General features: G+C 68.1%; 15 protein-coding genes. 8 read left to right on the forward strand and 7 right to left on the reverse strand.

Features of this window, described 5'->3' with window-relative positions:
* Window positions 1–203: 203 nt before the first annotated feature.
* From AC5W54_RS18670 to AC5W54_RS18680, 3 genes are all read left to right on the forward strand, one after another.
* Window positions 204–635: a GNAT family N-acetyltransferase gene (locus tag AC5W54_RS18670; protein WP_495963605.1), complete on the forward strand. Its 432-nt coding sequence runs from the start codon at window positions 204–206 to the stop codon at window positions 633–635.
* Between the two features lie 397 nt (window positions 636–1,032).
* Window positions 1,033–2,631, forward strand: coding sequence for an isocitrate lyase (locus tag AC5W54_RS18675; RefSeq protein WP_495963606.1), 1,599 nt, complete (start codon window positions 1,033–1,035; stop codon window positions 2,629–2,631).
* Between the two features lie 256 nt (window positions 2,632–2,887).
* Window positions 2,888–3,355: an outer membrane lipoprotein gene (locus AC5W54_RS18680; protein ID WP_495963607.1), complete on the forward strand. Its 468-nt coding sequence runs from the start codon at window positions 2,888–2,890 to the stop codon at window positions 3,353–3,355.
* 91 nt (window positions 3,356–3,446) lie between these two features.
* Here AC5W54_RS18680 and AC5W54_RS18685 read toward each other — a convergent pair whose 3' ends face one another.
* Complete coding sequence (locus AC5W54_RS18685; protein WP_495963608.1) at window positions 3,447–3,728, reverse strand: hypothetical protein; 282 nt, start codon at window positions 3,726–3,728, stop codon at window positions 3,447–3,449.
* Window positions 3,729–3,949: 221 nt separating this feature from the next.
* Here AC5W54_RS18685 and AC5W54_RS18690 point away from each other — a divergent pair, with 221 nt between their 5' ends.
* A complete protein-coding gene (locus AC5W54_RS18690) occupies window positions 3,950–4,432 on the forward strand; it encodes an FKBP-type peptidyl-prolyl cis-trans isomerase (RefSeq protein ID WP_495963609.1) in 483 nt (160 codons plus the stop codon).
* Window positions 4,433–4,546: 114 nt separating this feature from the next.
* On the opposite strand, the gene AC5W54_RS18695 is transcribed toward AC5W54_RS18690, so the two are convergent.
* Entirely contained in the window at window positions 4,547–6,742 is a 2,196-nt protein-coding gene (locus AC5W54_RS18695) for a dihydrolipoyl dehydrogenase family protein (protein WP_495963610.1), read from the reverse strand.
* A gap of 169 nt (window positions 6,743–6,911) precedes the next feature.
* On the opposite strand from AC5W54_RS18695, the gene msrA reads away from it, so the two are divergent.
* Window positions 6,912–7,559 (forward strand): peptide-methionine (S)-S-oxide reductase MsrA, encoded by a 648-nt coding sequence (msrA, locus tag AC5W54_RS18700; protein ID WP_495963611.1) that lies wholly within the window; start codon window positions 6,912–6,914, stop codon window positions 7,557–7,559.
* On the opposite strand, the gene AC5W54_RS18705 is transcribed toward msrA, so the two are convergent.
* The 3 genes from AC5W54_RS18705 to AC5W54_RS18715 form a co-directional block, all read right to left on the reverse strand.
* Window positions 7,530–8,732, reverse strand: coding sequence for an MFS transporter (locus AC5W54_RS18705; protein ID WP_495963612.1), 1,203 nt, complete (start codon window positions 8,730–8,732; stop codon window positions 7,530–7,532). The two genes, msrA and AC5W54_RS18705, sit on opposite strands and share 30 nt — an antisense overlap.
* Before the next feature lie 168 nt (window positions 8,733–8,900).
* The gene (locus AC5W54_RS18710) at window positions 8,901–9,488 is read right to left on the reverse strand and encodes a C40 family peptidase (protein ID WP_495963613.1); all 588 of its coding nucleotides are present in this window, start codon (window positions 9,486–9,488) and stop codon (window positions 8,901–8,903) included.
* 313 nt (window positions 9,489–9,801) lie between these two features.
* Complete coding sequence (locus tag AC5W54_RS18715) at window positions 9,802–12,267, reverse strand: DUF1266 domain-containing protein (RefSeq protein WP_495963614.1); 2,466 nt, start codon at window positions 12,265–12,267, stop codon at window positions 9,802–9,804.
* 230 nt (window positions 12,268–12,497) lie between these two features.
* On the opposite strand from AC5W54_RS18715, the gene AC5W54_RS18720 reads away from it, so the two are divergent.
* The 3 genes from AC5W54_RS18720 (at window position 12,498) to AC5W54_RS18730 (ending at window position 16,056) form a co-directional block, all read left to right on the forward strand.
* Window positions 12,498–13,934 carry an NAD-dependent succinate-semialdehyde dehydrogenase gene (locus AC5W54_RS18720; RefSeq protein WP_495963615.1) on the forward strand — a complete coding sequence of 479 codons (1,437 nt, stop codon included), beginning with the start codon at window positions 12,498–12,500 and terminating at the stop codon, window positions 13,932–13,934.
* 33 nt (window positions 13,935–13,967) lie between these two features.
* On the forward strand, window positions 13,968–15,266 hold the full coding sequence (gene gabT, locus AC5W54_RS18725) for a 4-aminobutyrate--2-oxoglutarate transaminase (protein WP_495963616.1): 1,299 nt from the start codon (window positions 13,968–13,970) through the stop codon (window positions 15,264–15,266).
* A 163-nt stretch (window positions 15,267–15,429) separates the two neighbouring features.
* A complete protein-coding gene (locus AC5W54_RS18730; protein WP_495963617.1) occupies window positions 15,430–16,056 on the forward strand; it encodes a hypothetical protein in 627 nt (208 codons plus the stop codon).
* A gap of 64 nt (window positions 16,057–16,120) precedes the next feature.
* Here AC5W54_RS18730 and AC5W54_RS18735 read toward each other — a convergent pair whose 3' ends face one another.
* Together AC5W54_RS18735 and AC5W54_RS18740 are read right to left on the reverse strand one after the other, a co-directional pair.
* Window positions 16,121–16,363 (reverse strand): GlsB/YeaQ/YmgE family stress response membrane protein, encoded by a 243-nt coding sequence (locus AC5W54_RS18735; protein WP_110283627.1) that lies wholly within the window; start codon window positions 16,361–16,363, stop codon window positions 16,121–16,123.
* Between the two features lie 79 nt (window positions 16,364–16,442).
* A complete protein-coding gene (locus tag AC5W54_RS18740) occupies window positions 16,443–16,997 on the reverse strand; it encodes a DUF924 family protein (RefSeq protein ID WP_495963618.1) in 555 nt (184 codons plus the stop codon).
* Window positions 16,998–17,089: the final 92 nt, after the last annotated feature.

Below are 17,089 nucleotides of genomic sequence, written 5' to 3' on the forward strand. Positions count from 1 at the left end.
CTGGTACTCTCTCATTGGGAACATCCTATCTCTTGGCGGAGACTGGAGGTTCCCTTTGACCGCAGCACACGGTCAAACCTCGGGTAGTCCCCCGGCAAAGCCGGGGGATTACCTTATTTATTTACAGCGCCTCCTCGACGGTCCGGCGCTCCGGGGCCTGCCGCTGGATCAGCCCCGAGTAGCAGAAAGGCGAGAGGTGAGCGATGACGAAAGCGCTGGAGATCCGTGAGGGAAGCTGGGAAGCGCTCGGCGAGGCCGCCGGCGAGATCCGTCGTGTCGTCTTTATCGAGGAGCAGCGGGTCCCCCTCGAAGAGGAGTGGGACGGCTGCGACCCCGATTGCCGGCACTTTCTGGCCATCGCCGACGGCCGCCCGCTGGGCACCGCACGGCTGCTGCCCGACGCCCATATCGGCCGGGTCGCCGTGCTCGCCGAGGCCCGCGGGCTCGGCATCGGCGCGACCCTGGTGCGGGCCGCCATCGAGGCGGCCCGCCGCCACGGGCACCCGGCCGTGGAGCTGGCCGCCCAGACCCATGCCCTGGCCTTCTACGAAAATCTCGGTTTCCAGGCCTTTGGTGACGAGTTCCTCGAGGCTGGCATTCCGCACCGCAACATGCGACTTGCCTTACGGGATTGAGCCACCGCCCCTTCGCCCCCCACGGAAACTTCACTACAGGAAAGCGCCCGTGCACGGCGTTCCTGTAGTCGAACTACAACGCCCCCTACCCCCAAGGGTCAATTGTGGCAGCCCGTCACAAGGCGCCATAGTGGAGGCCATGGCGAGGATAAAACGATCGTTCAGCGACCGGCTCGTGTTGCCAGCGACCCGACGATCCACCCCTCGCCCGGGTTCGACCAAGGCCGTAGAGACAGCCCGTGGCAACTGGCCGAACCTGACAAGACTTCGCAGGTGCAACATAAGGCATTGCCGAATGATGCAGCAGGCGATTCCAGCGGCCGCGACGCCGCCGGCCCCGGCCGGGCACCCGCGTCGCGATCACGAGACTCCACTCCTGACGTGAAGGATGGCTCCCATGGCAGCATTCAACGACGAACTCCAGGCGCTGGCGCAACTGCGTGAAGCCCAGCGCGGCAAGTGGGACAACATCAACCCCGAGCATGCCGCCCGCATGCGGGTTCAGAACCGTTTCCAGACCGGTCTCGACATCGCCCGCTACACCGCAAAGATCATGCGCGAGGACATGGCTGCCTACGACGCCGACAGCGCCCAGTACACCCAGTCGCTCGGGTGCTGGCACGGCTTCATCGGGCAGCAGAAACTGATCTCCATCAAGAAGCACTTCGGCCACACCAAGGGGCGCTACCTCTACCTCTCCGGCTGGATGGTCGCCGCCCTGCGCTCCGAGTTCGGCCCGCTGCCCGATCAGTCCATGCACGAGAAGACCTCGGTGCCGGCCCTGATCGAGGAGCTCTACACCTTCCTGCGCCAGGCCGACGCCTGGGAGCTCAACCATCTGTTCCGCGACCTGGAAGCGGCCAAGACTGCCGGTGACAAGGCCCGGGCCGACGAGCTGATCGCGAAGATCGACAACTTCGAGACCCACATCGTGCCGATCATCGCCGACATCGACGCCGGTTTCGGCAACGCCGAGGCCACCTACCTGCTGGCCAAGAAGATGATCGAGGCGGGCGCCTGCTGCATCCAGATCGAGAATCAGGTCTCCGACGAGAAGCAGTGCGGTCACCAGGCCGGCAAGGTCACCGTGCCCCACGAGGACTTCATCGCCAAGCTCAATGCCGTGCGCTATGCCTTCCTCGAGCTCGGCGTGGAGGATGGCGTGATCGTCGCCCGTACCGATTCCCTGGGTGCCGGCCTGACCCAGAAGATCGCCGTCACCAAGGAGCCGGGTGACCTGGGCGACCAGTACAACAGCTACCTGGACGGCGACGAGATCACCAGTGCTTCCGACATCGACAACGGCGACGTGGTCATCAAGCAGGACGGCAAGCTGGTCAAGGTCAAGCGCCTGGCCTCGGGCCTGTACGAGTTCAAGCCGGGCACCGGTGAGGACCGGGTGGTACTGGATTGCATCACCAGCCTGCAGAACGGTGCCGACCTGCTGTGGATCGAGACCGAGAAGCCCCACGTCGGCCAGATTGCCGGCATGGTCAACCGCATCCGCGAAGTGGTGCCGAACGCCAAGCTGGTCTACAACAACTCGCCGTCCTTCAACTGGACCCTGAATTTCCGCCAGCAGGTGTTCGACGCCTGGGAGCAGGAAGGCAAGGATGTCTCGGCCTACAATCGCGCCGAGCTGATGAACGCGAAGTACGACGACACCGAGCTGGCGGCCCAGGCCGACGAGTGGACCCGCAACTTCCAGCGTGACGCTTCTCGCGAGGCCGGCATCTTCCATCACCTGATCACCCTGCCGACTTACCACACCGCGGCCCTGTCCACCGACAACCTGGCCAAGGGCTACTTCGGCGACGAGGGCATGCTGGCCTACGTGGCGGGCGTCCAGCGCCGCGAGATCCGCGAAGGCATCGCCACCGTCAAGCACCAGGACATGGCCGGCTCCAACATCGGTGACGACCACAAGGAGTTCTTCCACGGCGAGGCGGCGCTCAAGGCCGGCGGCAAGGACAACACCATGAATCAGTTCGGCTGAGCCGACACGATCGCGGTAGAACGACTGGAACCCTTGGGGAGGCAAAGGCCTCCCCTTTTTTATGTCGAGACGGTTTTCACACTATTTACTCATCTCACACGCTACACTGGGGCACTCGCTCCCGGGTGACTGGTCAAACTGGCCAAAGCTGGGTAGACTCATTAGCAAACAGCGTTCTATAACCCTTTCGATTCCGACAGGATGTCAGCGGGCTGTCTCGAAGAGAGCCCCGAGTGAATGCCCCAGGAGGTCCTACATGAAACGTCTTCTTCCCGTTCTCGCGCTCGGTATCCTGACCCTGGCGGGGTGTGCCAACACCGCCCCCTATGGCGGTGATGTCTACCGCGGCAGTCAGGCCCAGACCGGCCAGCAGGTCACCTTCGGCACCATCACCGCCCTGCGCCAGGTACAGATCCAGGCCGACAGCCCCACCGGTAACCTGCTCGGCACCGCCGGCGGTGCCGTGATCGGCGGCTTGCTGGGCAACCAGGTGGGCGGCGGCTCCGGGCGCCGACTGGCCACTGCGGCCGGGGCCATCGGCGGTGGCGTGGCCGGCTCGCGCATCGAGGACGCCACCAACCGGGTCCGCGCCTGGGAGATGGAGATCCGCCGCGACGACGGCCAGAACATCGTCGTGGTGCAGAAGGCGGACCGCCAGTTCCAGACCGGCCAGCGCGTGCGCCTGATCGGCAGTGGCGCCAACCTGACCGTGGCTCCCTACTGATCGAGCTCTCCGGCCGATCGACCGAACGGACCGAGGGCCCGCGGAGCGATCCGCGGGCCCTCGGCATTGGCGTGATTCGGGCGCCGGGCGTCTACATATCGACCTTGTTCATGGCCCAGCCGGCCAGCTTCCGGCCGATCAACACCAGCAGCCCGATGACGATCACGGTCAGCAGCATGTCCACCGGGCGTACCAAGGTCGTGGCCCCCAGCACCGCCAGGGCCAGGCTCCACACCAGGCGATTGTCACCGTGGGTCTTCATCACCGCTGGAAGCAGCTTGTCGAGACCGGAGCTGACACTGGACTCCCAGCGACGATAGCAGAAGAACAGGATCGCGGCGAAGGCGATCAACCAGATCACGACAATGGTCATGGACACTCTCCGAAAGGTGGTGTGTGCAGTGGGTATAAAGTCATCACGCAAGGGTATCCCCGCCCGCAGAGGCACGCAACTGTCCAAAAGTCAGCCGGGCCGATAGGCGTGAATGTGTCTCAGGATCGACGTTTCCATCCTGAAATTCGCCCATCCCCCTGACAGCTCCCCGCTCGTCGCGTTACCATGGTTTTCACATGCACTCACCGAAAGGTTATTCAATGCAGATTGCGCAGAATTCCGTTGTCGCGTTCCACTACACCCTGACCAATGACGCAGGTGAAGTGCTGGACAGTTCGGAAGGCCGCGAGCCACTGACCTACCTCCACGGCGCCGGCAACATCATTCCCGGCCTCGAGAAGGAGCTTGAAGGCCGCTCCACCGGCGACAAGCTCACCGCCACCGTAGAACCCGCCGAGGGTTACGGCGAGCAGCAGCCGCAGCTGGTGCAGGAAGTGCCGCGTGACGCCTTCCAGGGCGTCGACAACGTCGAGCCGGGCATGCAGTTCCAGGCCCAGACCCAGGGCGGCCCGCTGATGGTCACCGTGACCAAGGTGGAAGGCGATACCGTCACCGTCGACGGCAATCATCCGCTGGCCGGCCAGACCCTGAACTTCGATGTCGAGATCGCCGAGGTTCGCGAGGCCAGCCAGGAAGAGATCGAGCACGGTCACGTGCATGGCGCCGGCGGCGTCGAACACTGAGAGCCGTGCCGAGTTCGATCACGAAGGGGTAGCCACCGGCTGCCCCTTCGTCGTTTCCGGGCCTCTTCGTCCGTTTCAGTCAGCGGCGGCTGGGTCAATGGCAGGGTCCAGCGGTCAAGCATCCTGTCTCCTCGTCGACTCCATCGATTCGCTGCGCCGCGCCCCTCGCCGCCAGGCGAAGTAGCGTGCGAGCCCGCCCAGCAGCCGCTCCGGCTTGTGGGCATTCTTCCACGCCCCGGCCGTGGCCTTGACCGCCTCGCTGCGGGTCGGATAGGAGTGAATGGTCCCCAGCAGCTTGTTGAGCCCGATGCCGCGGGTCATGGCCAGGGTGAACTCGGCGAGCATCTCTCCCGCCCCCACGCCGACGATGGTCGCGCCCAGGATCCGATCCTTGCCGGGCACCGTCAGCACCTTGACGAAGCCGTCCGTCTCGCCCTCGGCGATGGCGCGGTCCAGCTCACTCAGCGCGTAGCGCGTGACCTCGACGTCCACGTCCCTGTCCCTGGCCTCGCGCTCGTTGAGCCCGACCCGCGCCACTTCCGGGTCGGTGAAGGTAACCGCCGGCAGCGCCCGGTAGCTGACCCGGAAGCGCTTGAGCTCACCGAACAGGGCATTGACGGTGGCGTGCCACGCCTGGTGGGCGCTGGCATGGGTGAGCTGGAAGGGACCGGCCACGTCGCCACAGGCCCAGACATTGGGCAGCACGCTCTGCAGGCTCTCGTCCACGGCCAGGGTACCGTCCTGGCGGGTCGCCACGCCGAGCGCCTCGAGCCCCATCCCCTCGACATTGGCCTGGCGTCCCACGGCAACCAGCAGGTGCGTGAAGGGCAGCCGCTCGAGCGGCGGTTCGCCGCCCCCCCCGCGCCGCTCCACCTCCAGGGCATGGCCGCCGTCCACCGCCACCACGCGCCGGGCCCGGGTGGTGAGGTGCAGTCCGACGCCCTCCCCGGCCAGTCGCTTCTCGACCTCGGCCGCCACGTCCCGGTCCTCGCGGGGCAGCAACTGGTTACCCATCTCCACCAGCTCGACCCGGCTGCCCAGCCGGGCGAAGCTCTGCCCCAGTTCGCAGCCGATGGGGCCGCCCCCCAGCACCACCAGGCGGCCGGGCAGGGTCTCGAGTTGCCAGAGGTTGTCCGAGGTCAGCACCTCGATGTCGTCGAGTCCCGGCAGGTCGGGGATCCGCGGCCGCGCCCCGCTGGCGATGATCACGTGGCGGGTGGTCAGCACCCGATCGCCGACGCGTACTCGCCAGGGATCCTCGAGGAAGGCGTCACCGGCGATGACCTCGACGCCGAGTCCCTCGTATCGGCTGCGGCTGTCGTGGGGCTCGACCTCGCGGATCGCGCGGTGCACGTGTCCCATCACCGCGGCGAAGTCCACCTCGGGCTCGCCGACGCTGATCCCGTAGCGGGCGGCCCCACGCACCTCGCTGACGAGCCGTGCCGCGCGAATCAGCGCCTTGGAGGGCACACAGCCGGTATTGAGGCAGTCGCCGCCCAAGCGGTCGCGCTCCACCAGCGCCACCCGCGCCTTGACCGCCGCGGCGATGTAGCTGGCCACCAGCCCCGCGGCCCCCCCGCCGATCACCACGATGTCCTGGTCGAAACGGGCCGGCCGGTCGTAGCGTCGGGCCAGTCGCCGCCGCTTGGCCAGCCCCACCAGGCCGCGGGCCAGCCAGGGGAAGAGCCCGATCAGGGCGAAGGAGCCGATCAACCCCGGTGACAGGATGCCCGAGAGCGACTCGAGGTTGCCGAGCTCGCGGCCCGCATTCACGTACACCGCCGTGCCGGGCAGCATCCCGACCTGGCTGACCCAGTAGAAGGTCCACAGGCGCATCCGGGTCAGGCCCAGCACCAGGTTGATCACGAAGAAGGGGAACAGCGGGATCAGGCGCAGGGTGAAGAGGTAGAAGGCCCCCTCGCGCTCGATGCCGGCATTGATGCGCTCGAGTTGGGGGGCGAAGCGTCGCTCCAGCGGCGCCCGTGCCAGGGTGCGGGCGATCAGCGCCGCCAGGGTCGCCCCCAGGGTGCTGGCGAAGGAGATGATCGCGAGCCCCCAGCCGAAGCCGAAGAGTGCGCCGCCCAGCACCGTCAGCAGGGCCGCGCCCGGCAGCGAGACGGCGGCCATCACCACGTAGATCAGGAAGAACCCCCCGGCGACGGTCAGGGGTTCCGCCGCCAGCCAGGCGCGGAAGCGGGACTGCTCGGCCTGCAGGTTCTGTAGGGTCAGGGCCTCGTCGGCCCCGCTGAGGAAGTAGGCTGCAACGATCAGGGCGATCAGGGCCGCGAGTATCAGACGACGTCGGGTCAAGGGAAGGCTCCTGGTGGTGGCCACCCTGGTGGGCGGCGGACGGATTCGTCCTTGTGTCGTCGCCCGCCACGGCACCTTACAGCGGGGCAGGACGCAACAGGGGTTGTACGGAACCCATGCCATGCAACAACCTCCAATCTAACACCCCTGGATCATGGAGCCACCTCCGATGCCGCTGCCCGCCCCCCTCGCCTCTCGTTGGCTCGCCCTGTTCGCCCTTCCCCTGCCGCTCGGCGTGGCAGGAGCGGCCCTCGCCGAGGAGCAGACCGCCAGTGCCGTCTTCGCCGGCGGCTGCTTCTGGTGCGTCGAGGAGGCCTTCGACCCGGTCGACGGCGTGATCGCCACTACCTCGGGCTTCAGCGGCGGCCATGTGGAGCATCCCAGCTACGACCAGGTGGTCGCCGGCGGCACCGGCCACACCGAGGTCGTGAAGGTCGAGTACGACCCCGAGGTCGTCGACTACGAGACGCTGCTGCACGTCTTCTGGCGCAACATCGACCCCTTCGCCGTGGATCGCCAGTTCTGCGACGCCGGTGACTCCTATCGCAGCGCGATCTTCCCCATGAACGACGACGAGCGCGCCCTCGCCGATGCCAGCCGGGAGGCCCTGGCCGAACGTTTCGGCCGCGAGATTGCCACCGAGATCAACGACTTCGAGGCCTTCTACCCGGCCGAAGAGTATCATCAGGACTACTATCGCAAGAACCCGGTGCGCTACCGCTTCTACAAGGCCGCCTGTCGCCGCGAGGAGCGCCTCAACGAGATCTGGGGTGACGAGGCCGGCGGCTTAGGTGGTGATCCGTCGGTGGCTCGCTGAGCGCTCGCGGCGCCACAGCCGGGCCGCAATGCCCAGCGTCACCGCCAGCACCAGCCAGGAACCGAGGACCACGCCCTCCCAGGCCGCGAACCGCCAGAAGGGCTCCAGCCACAGGCCGCCGAGGCTCGCCCCGCCGTAGTAGAACACCAGGTAGAGCGCCGAGGCGCTGCCCCGGGCCCGCTCGGCGTGACGCCCCACCCAGCTCGAGGCCATGGAGTGGGCCAGGAAGAAGCCGAAGGCATTGATCGTCAGACCGAGGAGGATCGGCGTGAGCGAGTCGACCAGGGTCACCAGGGTGCCGCCCATCAGGACCAGGATGCCGATCATCATGCAGGCCGGCTGCGACAGCGAGCGGGCCAGCCGGCCGGAGAGCGTCGAGCCCAGGGTACCGCCCAGGTAGGTGAGGAAGATCAGCCCCAGCAGGCTCGCCCCCAGGCCGAAGGGCGCCTCCGCCAGACGGAAGGTGATGTAGCTGTACTGGTTGATGAAGATCAGGAAGTTGAGCCCGCCGAGCAGGTAGGCCGACAGCAGCAACGGGTTGCGCAGGTGGCCTGTCAGGTCGGCCAGGGCGCCGCGCAGCTCGAAGGGGCGCGGAGTGAAGGCCCGGGCGGGCGGCAGCAGCTTCCAGAACAGCACCACCCCAGCCAGCGTCATGGCACCCACCACCAGAAAGCTGGCCGAGGCACCGCCCGCCTCGGCCACGGCCCCACCAATGACCCGGCCGCTGATGCCCCCCAGGGTGTTGCCGCCGATGTAGAGGCCCACCGCCGAGAGCAGCGCCGGGCGCTCGAACTCGTCGCCCATCCAGGCGATGGCCACCGCCGGCAGCCCCCCCAGCACGAAACCCTGCAGGGTCCGCAGCAGCAGCAGGCTCTCGAAGCTGGGCGCCAGGGCCAACCCTAGCGAGAGCCCCCCCGCCGCCAGCAGCGTCAGGCGCATGATGCCGGCACGGCCGATGGCATCCGACAACGGGCCGAAGACCAGCAGCGAGGCTGCCAGCGCCAGGGTCGACACCGACATCACCAACCCCGCCATCAGGGTGGAGACCCCATAGGTCGCTCGCAGCTCCGGCAGCAGCGGCTGGGGCGCGTAGAGATTGATGAAGACGAGGAAGGAACCCAGGCACAGGGCCAGGGTAGCGCGCCACCAGGCGCGGGAATGCACTGCGATCATGTTGCCCTCCGGCTTGGCCAGGCATGATCGTTCGTACTCAATGATAAGACAAACAGAATAACTAGCTGGAGCTGTCTCTGGCCTGGGCCCGGGGCGCCTACCTGTCGCGTGCCGAACAGGCCTTCGTCGACTTTGCGATGGAGCACCGCGAGGCCCTGTGAGCGGGGCTCACCCCTCGCCGGAGGCGGCCACCCGTTGCGCCAGCTGCGTCGGCTCCAGGGCGCGCCGGGCCTGCCAGTAATGGCGCCGCCAGTAGTCGCTCTCGAGCTTGGAGAGCTTCACGCCCCGGGAGGTGGAGGCGTGCAGGAAGTAACCGTCGCCGACGTAGATGCCGACGTGATCGTAGGCCCCCGGTGGGCGGAAGAAGACCAGGTCGCCTGCCTGCAGTTCGTCGCGCGCGACGGGCATGCCCTCGTGCACCTGCTGGCCGGTGGAACGGGGCAGTTCCAGGCGAAAGGTATCCTGGAAGACGTGCTGGACCAGCGCCGAGCAATCGATGCCTCGCTCGCTGCTCCCGCCGAGACGGTAGGGGGTACCCACCCAGCGCTCGTGCTGGGCCAGCAGCGCCTGGCGCACCAGGGCCGGTGGCGGGTTATGCAGGCTGCGCACCTGGCGGATAGGATTGTCCACCGGGGACATCAGCGGATCCCAGCTCCCGGGCAGGCCCGGCAGCTGGCGAGCGAAATAATCGTCGGGCGCCCGGGGCGCCGTGTCCCGCTGAGAGGTGGCACAGCCGGCCAGCAGGGTTAGCGACACAATGACCAACAGGCTACGACACGATCGCGTGACGACCATCCTGCGACGACCTCATTCCCTGAGCCGCACCCCTCCCGGGCAGCTGTTCGCACGCTGCGCTTCGGGCCTTCGGGTCGACGCTGTGGGAGTGACGCCTGACGCGATCGTCGGTATCACTGCCAGAGCGGCCTGTCTGCGGCTCGCTGAGTGGTTTCAGGCCCCCCGGTGGTGGGAGCCATCTCATCAAACCCGTTGACTATAAACCAGTCTTCCAGCGTATGGCGAGCCCCAGATGCACCTTCCGACGCATGGCGAGTCCCAGGCTGGGTGACGCTCAGTGGAGCGTACGCGTATCTCCCGGCAGGGTGTCGATATGCAGCGGTGCCCAATGGCGAGGCCGAGCACCGGGGAAATCGAGGCTCGCCCAGGGGCCGGCCAACGGCGGCGCCCCGGAGAGCCAGGCCACCAGCGCCTGGCGGAAACCGGCCAGGAAACTCTCGCGTTCCGGCGTCTCGCCCATGAAGAAGGAGAATCCGGCGTAGAGCCCCCTGGCATACTCCTCCCAGCCGGCGTAGTGCGCCGCGGCCAGGCCATGGCTGCGCTCCAGGACGGCGACGAAGGCCGCCTCCTCGAGCCAGCCCAGCTGGCGCCCGGCGATGGCCAGGTCGACCGTCTGGGCGATATCCCAGGCCGCCATGTCGGTGTCGTTGCAACCGTCCTCGTTGTCGCGCACCCGTCGGAGCCGCAGCAGGTGGCTGGCCTCCTCCTCGCTGCACTCGCCGGTTTCCAGGGTGGCGATCTCCGATCCCAGGCGGGCGTCGTTGAGGGTATAGGGAGCGTAGTTGATCTGATACTCCTGGCGGTCGCCGGCCTCGAGCAGGAAGTCGAGGAATTCGGCGAGTTCGGCGGCCGAGTGCAGACCGTAGTGGCCATCGACCCAGTCGCGGATCGCGGCGCACTCGCGCTCGCTCTCCGGCTGCGGCAGGCTCCAGGCTGCGCTGTTGAGTGGCCCGACCAGCGCCATGGCGGTGAAATGCGGCAGGCTCGGCCGCCGGCCCGGCTCCTGCCACTCCCCGGGGCACCAGTCGAGCCAGTGGAACAGACTGCCGGGGTCCTCCAGGTGCCAGCGGATCTCGCCGGTCAGCGGCGGCTGCCCCTCCTCCGGCAGCAGCGACTCCCAGCTCGCCCAGGCTTCCAGCAGGCGGCGCGCATCGGGATAGAAGCGGCACAGCGAGCCGCGCAGCGCTTCCGCCAGTGCGTCGAGCCCGGCGGCGTCGAAGGCCTCGCTGTCCATGGCCATCTGCAGATAGAAGGCGTACTTCTCGGCCATGTGGATGGTGGCCGAGTGCCGGCTGGCCGTGCGCAGGCCATCGCGCAGGGCGAGATCGTCCGCCGTCGGGTGGCCGAAGAGGGTCTCGGCACCTGGCAGGGCCCCGTGGGCGGCGTCGGCGGCCAGCTGATTGAGATGGTGGGCCTGGGCCGGCAGCCAGTAGCGCGAGAGGGCCTCCACGCCCTCGTCGGCATGCAGGTCGATGGTGTCTCGCAGGTACTGGCGGGCCTCGTCACGCCGCGCCGACACCACCGGCGCCACCGGCCCCTGGCGCACGGCGAGCTCGGGCTCGCGCACCGAGGCGAGTGCCAGCACCCAGTGGCGTGGCTCGCGGCGCCAGCCGCGCAGGGCACTACGTGACGCCTCGAGCAACGACGGCTCGATCAGCCCCTGCAACGCCGGGCGCCAGGGGCTCACCGGCGACTGCAGCAACAGCTTCCAGTCGGCCTCGAGGGTGGGCAGCAGGTCACGTCCCTCGAACAGGCTGCGCCCGCGCTGATAGGCTCGGGCCAGGGCCGCCCAGTCGCTGTAGCGGTGCAGCACCAGGTCGGCGCCGTGCAGGGCGAAATCGCGTGCCTCGCGCTCGTCGAGCCAGCCCAGGCAGGCACCGGCCCAGGCCAGGTCGACCAGCCGCAGCCAGTCCCAGGCGGCCCACTCCAGGGGCTCGCCACGGCCGACGAAGTCCAGCAGCACCCGCCCGTAGGCGCGTTCGCCACCGTCCAGCCGCTCCAGCCAGTCATGCCGGGCAGCACCATCCAGTTCCAGCAGGCGGACGGCGTCCAGGTCCCAACCCTGTCGATCCCCCTGGCTGGACAGCCACAACAGGGCGCGAAGCAGGTCATCGCGCTCCTGGATCTGCCAGACCTCCGTCAGCCAGGCTTCGAGCCCCGTCCAGTCCTCCGGCCCCGCCGGCAGTTCGACCACCGGCGAGAAGCCGGCCCGCAGGCGCCAGACCTGCTCATTCGACGCCTCGGGCCACAACCCCAGGTGGCGGTCATGGATGGCCAGCCATTCGCCGAGCCGCTCCCAGGTGATGCCGTCGCCCTCGTGCTCGAGCACCGCCAGGGCGTCGCAGGCATCGCAGAAACCGTCATCGCCACGCACCCACCCTTCCGCACTGCGCGCATGGCGCAGCGCCTCGAGCCAGGCATCGAGGCTGGCGTAGTGGGCACTGATCTCCTCGGCGAGCCGCTGGGCCCAGTCCCGCGCGCGACGCTCGGAGAGCCAGCCGGCACCGCCGGCCAGGGCCACCAGCTCGAGGCCGGCGAGCATCCGGGCCGGGTCGGCGACCGCGCCGCCGGCCCCCAGCGTCTCTACCAGGCGCCAGCCGAGCTCGCCGCGATCGGACACTCCCAGGAGTGCCAGGCGCGATACCGCGGCAGCGGCATCCACCGACAGCGGGTCCGGATCGAAGGCCCAGTCACACAGCACCAGCTGCTGGGCCCACCAGGCATTCAGGGTATCGACCAAGGCTCACCTCGACATCCAGGAAAGACGGACGGCACGCTCGGGCGTGCCGGGAATTCGGCGCACCAGTGTAGCGGAAAGCCACGCCCACGCCGATGGCCCGGCATCAGGAAATCGTGCCTTTCGTCGGCGATGGCCCAGCCGTTGGAGATGGAGATCGACAGGCTTGGCGAAGCGTTTTAAATAATGCACACTCGTCCAACATGATGACCACCGCCCCACAGGAGGCGAGCATGACCGAACTGATCGTCGACAAGGCCTACATCGCCGGACACTGGCGTGATGGCCCACGCCACTTCGCCGTCACCAACCCCGCCAACGGCGAACGGCTGGCCGAGGTGCCGGATCTCGACGGCGACGCCGCGCGCGAGGCGATCGCCGCCGCCGACGCCGCCTGGCCGGCCTGGCGTCGCCGGGCCGCCAAGGAGCGTGCCGCCCTGCTGCGCGGCTGGTATGAACGCATCATGGCCAATCAGGAGGCACTGGCGCGGTTGATGACGCTGGAACAGGGGAAGCCGCTGGCGGAATCCCGCGGTGAGGTGGCCTACGGTGCCGCCTTCGTCGAGTACTACGCCGAGGAGGCCAAACGCGTGGCCGGCGAGACCCTGCCCAGCCACGGCGTGGACAAGCGCATCCTGGTCTTTCGCGAGCCGATCGGGGTGGTCGCCGCCATCACCCCCTGGAACTTCCCGTTGGCGATGATCACGCGCAAGTGCGCCCCGGCTCTCGCCGCCGGCTGCCCGGTGGTGATCAAGCCCGCCGAGGCGACCCCGCTCACCGCGCTCGCCCTGGCGAAGCTCGCCGAGGAGGCGGGCTTTCCCGCCGGCGTGCTCAACGTGGTGACCGCCAGGCACCCGGCGGAGATCGGCAAGGCCCTGACCACCGACCCACGGGTACGCAAGATCTCCTTCACCGGCTCCACCCCGGTGGGCAAGACGCTGCTCGCCCAGTGTGCCGGCACGGTCAAGAAGGCCTCCATGGAGCTCGGCGGCAATGCCCCCTTCATCGTCTTCGACGACGCCGACCTGGATGCCGCGGTGGAAGGCGCGGTGGCCTCGAAGTACCGCAACTCCGGTCAGACCTGCGTGTGTACCAACCGTCTGCTGGTCCAGGCCGGCGTGTACGACGCCTTCGTGGAGATGCTCGCCGCCCGCGTCGTCGAGCTGAAGGTCGGCAACGGCCTCGACGACGGCGTGATGCAGGGGCCCCTGATCAACCCGGCCGCCGTGGACAAGGTGCAGTCACACATCGCCGACGCCCTGGCCAAGGGCGCCCGCCTGGTCTGCGGCGGCGCGCCCCACGCGCTGGGCGGCACCTTCTTCGAGCCCACCGTGATCGCCGACGTCACCGACGCGATGCGCGTGGCCACGGAGGAGACCTTCGGGCCACTCGCGCCGGTGTTCCGCTTCGACACCGTCGACGAGGCGATCGCCATGGCCAACGCCACCGAATTCGGCCTGGCGGCCTATTTCTATGCCCGCGACTACCGGCGTATCTGGCATGTCATGGAGGGCCTGGAATATGGCATGGTGGCGATCAACGAGGGGATCCTCTCCACCGAGCTGGCCCCCTTCGGCGGCGTCAAGGAGTCAGGGCTGGGACGCGAAGGGTCGCGCCACGGCCTGGATGAGTACACTGAACTAAAATACGTCTGTGTCGGCGGACTCTGATCGGTCGCCAATCTCTTTATCCAAGGAGGCATCATGAACAACGCAGAGCTCAACGAACTCAAGCAGCGCTACGTGGCCAGCGGTGCCGCGAGTCCGGCCACCCAGTTTGCCGACCGCGCCGAGAATGCACTGGTCTGGGACGCCGACGGCAATCGCATCATCGACTTCGCCGGTGGCATCGGCGTGCTCAATATAGGCCATCGCCACCCGAAGGTGGTCGCCGCGGTCAAGGCGCAGCTGGACAAGGTGATGCACACCTGCCAGACGGTGATGCCCTACGAGGGCTACGTGAAGGTCGCCGAGAAGCTCAGCCAGGTCACCCCGGTGCGCGGTCACGCCAAGGTGATGCTGGCCAACTCCGGCGCCGAGGCGCTGGAGAATGCCGTCAAGGTCGCCCGCGCGGCCACTGGCAAGAACAATGTCATCTGCTTCGACGGCGGCTACCACGGCCGTACCTTCATGACCATGGCGATGAACGGCAAGGTCGCGCCCTACGCCACCGACTTCGGCAGCATGCCGGGCAACGTCTTCCGGGCCCCCTACCCGGTGCCCTATCACGGCGTCAGCGAGGACGAGGCACTACGCGGCCTGAAGATGGCGCTCAAGACCGACGCCAACCCGAGGGACACCGCGGCCATCGTGCTGGAACCGGTGCTCGGCGAGGGCGGCTTCTACCCGGCGCCGGCGAGCTTCCTCAAGGCGATCCGCGAGATCTGCGACGAGCACGGCATGCTGATGATCGTCGACGAGGTCCAGAGCGGCTTCGGGCGCACCGGCAAGCTGTTTGCCATCGAGCACAGCGGCGTCGAGCCGGACATCATCGCCATGGCCAAGAGCATGGCCGACGGCATGCCGATCTCGGCGGTGGTCGGTACCGACAAGCACATGGACGCCTCCGGCCCCAACTCCCTGGGCGGCACCTACACCGGCAGCCCGGTCTCCTGCGCCGCGACCCTGGCGGTACTGGAGGTGTTCGAGGAGGAGGGCATCCTGGAGAAGAGCCAGGCCCTGGGCGACAAGCTCGCCAAGCGCTTCACCCAGTGGCAGCAGGCCTACGACTGTGTCGACAACGGTCGCAACATGGGCGCCATGGCCGCCATCGACCTGGTCTCCGACAAGGCCAACCACACCCCGGATGCCGACCTGGCCGCGGCGCTGTGCAAGAAGGCCCGCGAGAAGGGGCTGATCCTGCTCTCCTGCGGCCTGTACGGCAACACCATCCGCTTCCTGATGCCGGTCACCATCGAGGACGAGGTGCTGGAAGAGGGACTGGGCATCATCGAGGAGTCCCTCAAGGAGCTGGTCAGCAGCAAGCGCGCCGCCACCGCCTGATCGGGTCGCCTCTACACCGACAGCGCATGACACCGAACCGCCCGGCTGGCAACAGCCGGGCGGTTTTCGCCGTCCAGCGGACGTTGACCCGCACGGGGCCTTGACCCACTATCCCGATGCAGGACCGAGGCTCGCTCACCTCGGCCGTCGACAGGACGCCTCGATGTTTCGCACCCTTGCCCTGCTCCGCTCGCTGCAGAGCGCGCACCACACCCTGGAGGACACCCGTGCCGCCATTCAACGGGCCTGCGACTACCGCTGGCTGTGCGGCGAACTGCGCCATGGGGTGATCACGGCCACCGCCGTCTCGCTAGCCGATGACACGCCCGGATTCGCCATCACCCTGGCCTACCCGGCCACCCGCGAACGGCTGCGCGGCGGCCGGTGGCCCACCGATCCCGACGAGCGGGAGCGCTGCTTCGTCGAGGGGGCCCACGCCTGCCGCGCCGCCGGCGCCCCGGCCTACCGCACCCTCGAAAGCCTTTCCCAGGGCCTGGTGCACGGTGCCGCCTCGGTGCTCACCGACGCGGCCCGCTTCCGGTACCTGCTCGACCAGCAGGCCCTGCGGCTGACCTGGCGGCGGGTCGACAGCCTCGCCCCCGATATCGTCCATCGCCTCGCTCATACCCTGGCCCACGGGGCGCCGGTTGCCGAAGGAGACGGCCTGCTGCTGCTCGAGCTCCGGGTGCCCGGCACCCGCCCACCGGCCGCCCTCGACGGCACCGAGCTGGACCGGCTGCTGGATCGCTATCGGCGGCTTCTGCCCACACCGGCGAGGCGCCAACCATGACGAAGACACCGCCCGGCCGCACCTCCGGCCGGGCGGTGTGGTTCCCGCTGATGGGGAGTCGGGGTCAGGCCTGTCGAATCTTCGCGATTACCCACAGCAGCACCACGGCACCGACGATAGCGGTAACCAGCGAGCCGATGAAGCCACCGGCCTGCAACCCGAGCAGGCTGAACAGGAAACCGCCGATCACCGCGCCGACGACCCCGACGCCGATGTTGCCGAGGATACCGAAGCCGCCCCCGCGCATGATGTGACCGGCGATCCAGCCGGCCAGGCCACCGATGATCAGCCAGGCGATCAGTCCCATGTCGCGCTCTCCTTTGCCTATCTATGGTCAGGGGTTCCGATGGTGCCCCAGCCCGGGGCCGGAAGAAAGGCTCCCCGACTCACAAGGAGGCCCCCGGCTGCTCGAGGAACGCCAGCTCCTCGGGGGTCGACTCGCGACCGAGGATGGCATTGCGGTGGGGATAGCGACCGAAGCGCTCGATGATCTCGCGATGGTGGCGCTCGTGGCGCAGGTTCTCCTCGAGCCCCGGCTGGTCGAACAGGCCCAGCGCCTCGTCATGGATCGGCAGCGACTCGCTGTGCATGAACGGCATGTAGAGGAAGGCCCGCCAGGGCACCTCGAGGTGGCGATCGATGCGGTTGGCCACCGCCTCCTGGGCGAGCACCAGGGCCACGGGATCACGGGCGAAGGCGAGCGGCGTGTCGCGGTGGATGTTGCGCGAGAACTGATCGAGCACGATCACCTCGGCCAGCCGGCCGCGCGCCGAGAGTCGCCACTGCCACAGCTCGCCGCGGCCGGCGGCCTCGAGCAGTGGCCCGAAGCGTTCGCTGATTGTCGCATCCAGGGCTGGATCCCGGCGAAACCACTGGGCCGGCTCGAGCTCATGGAACCAGAAGTCGATCACTGCCTCCGCCCCCGGTAGCCTGTCGTCCATGTCACTCTCCCCGTCATTCTCGGTTGTTGCCCCGCTCGGGCGTGCTGCGAGCGCTCTGCCGCGCCTGGTACCATCAGACTAGCATGAACGCC

The organism is Halomonas sp. LMYGS-3 (assembly GCF_059509875.1).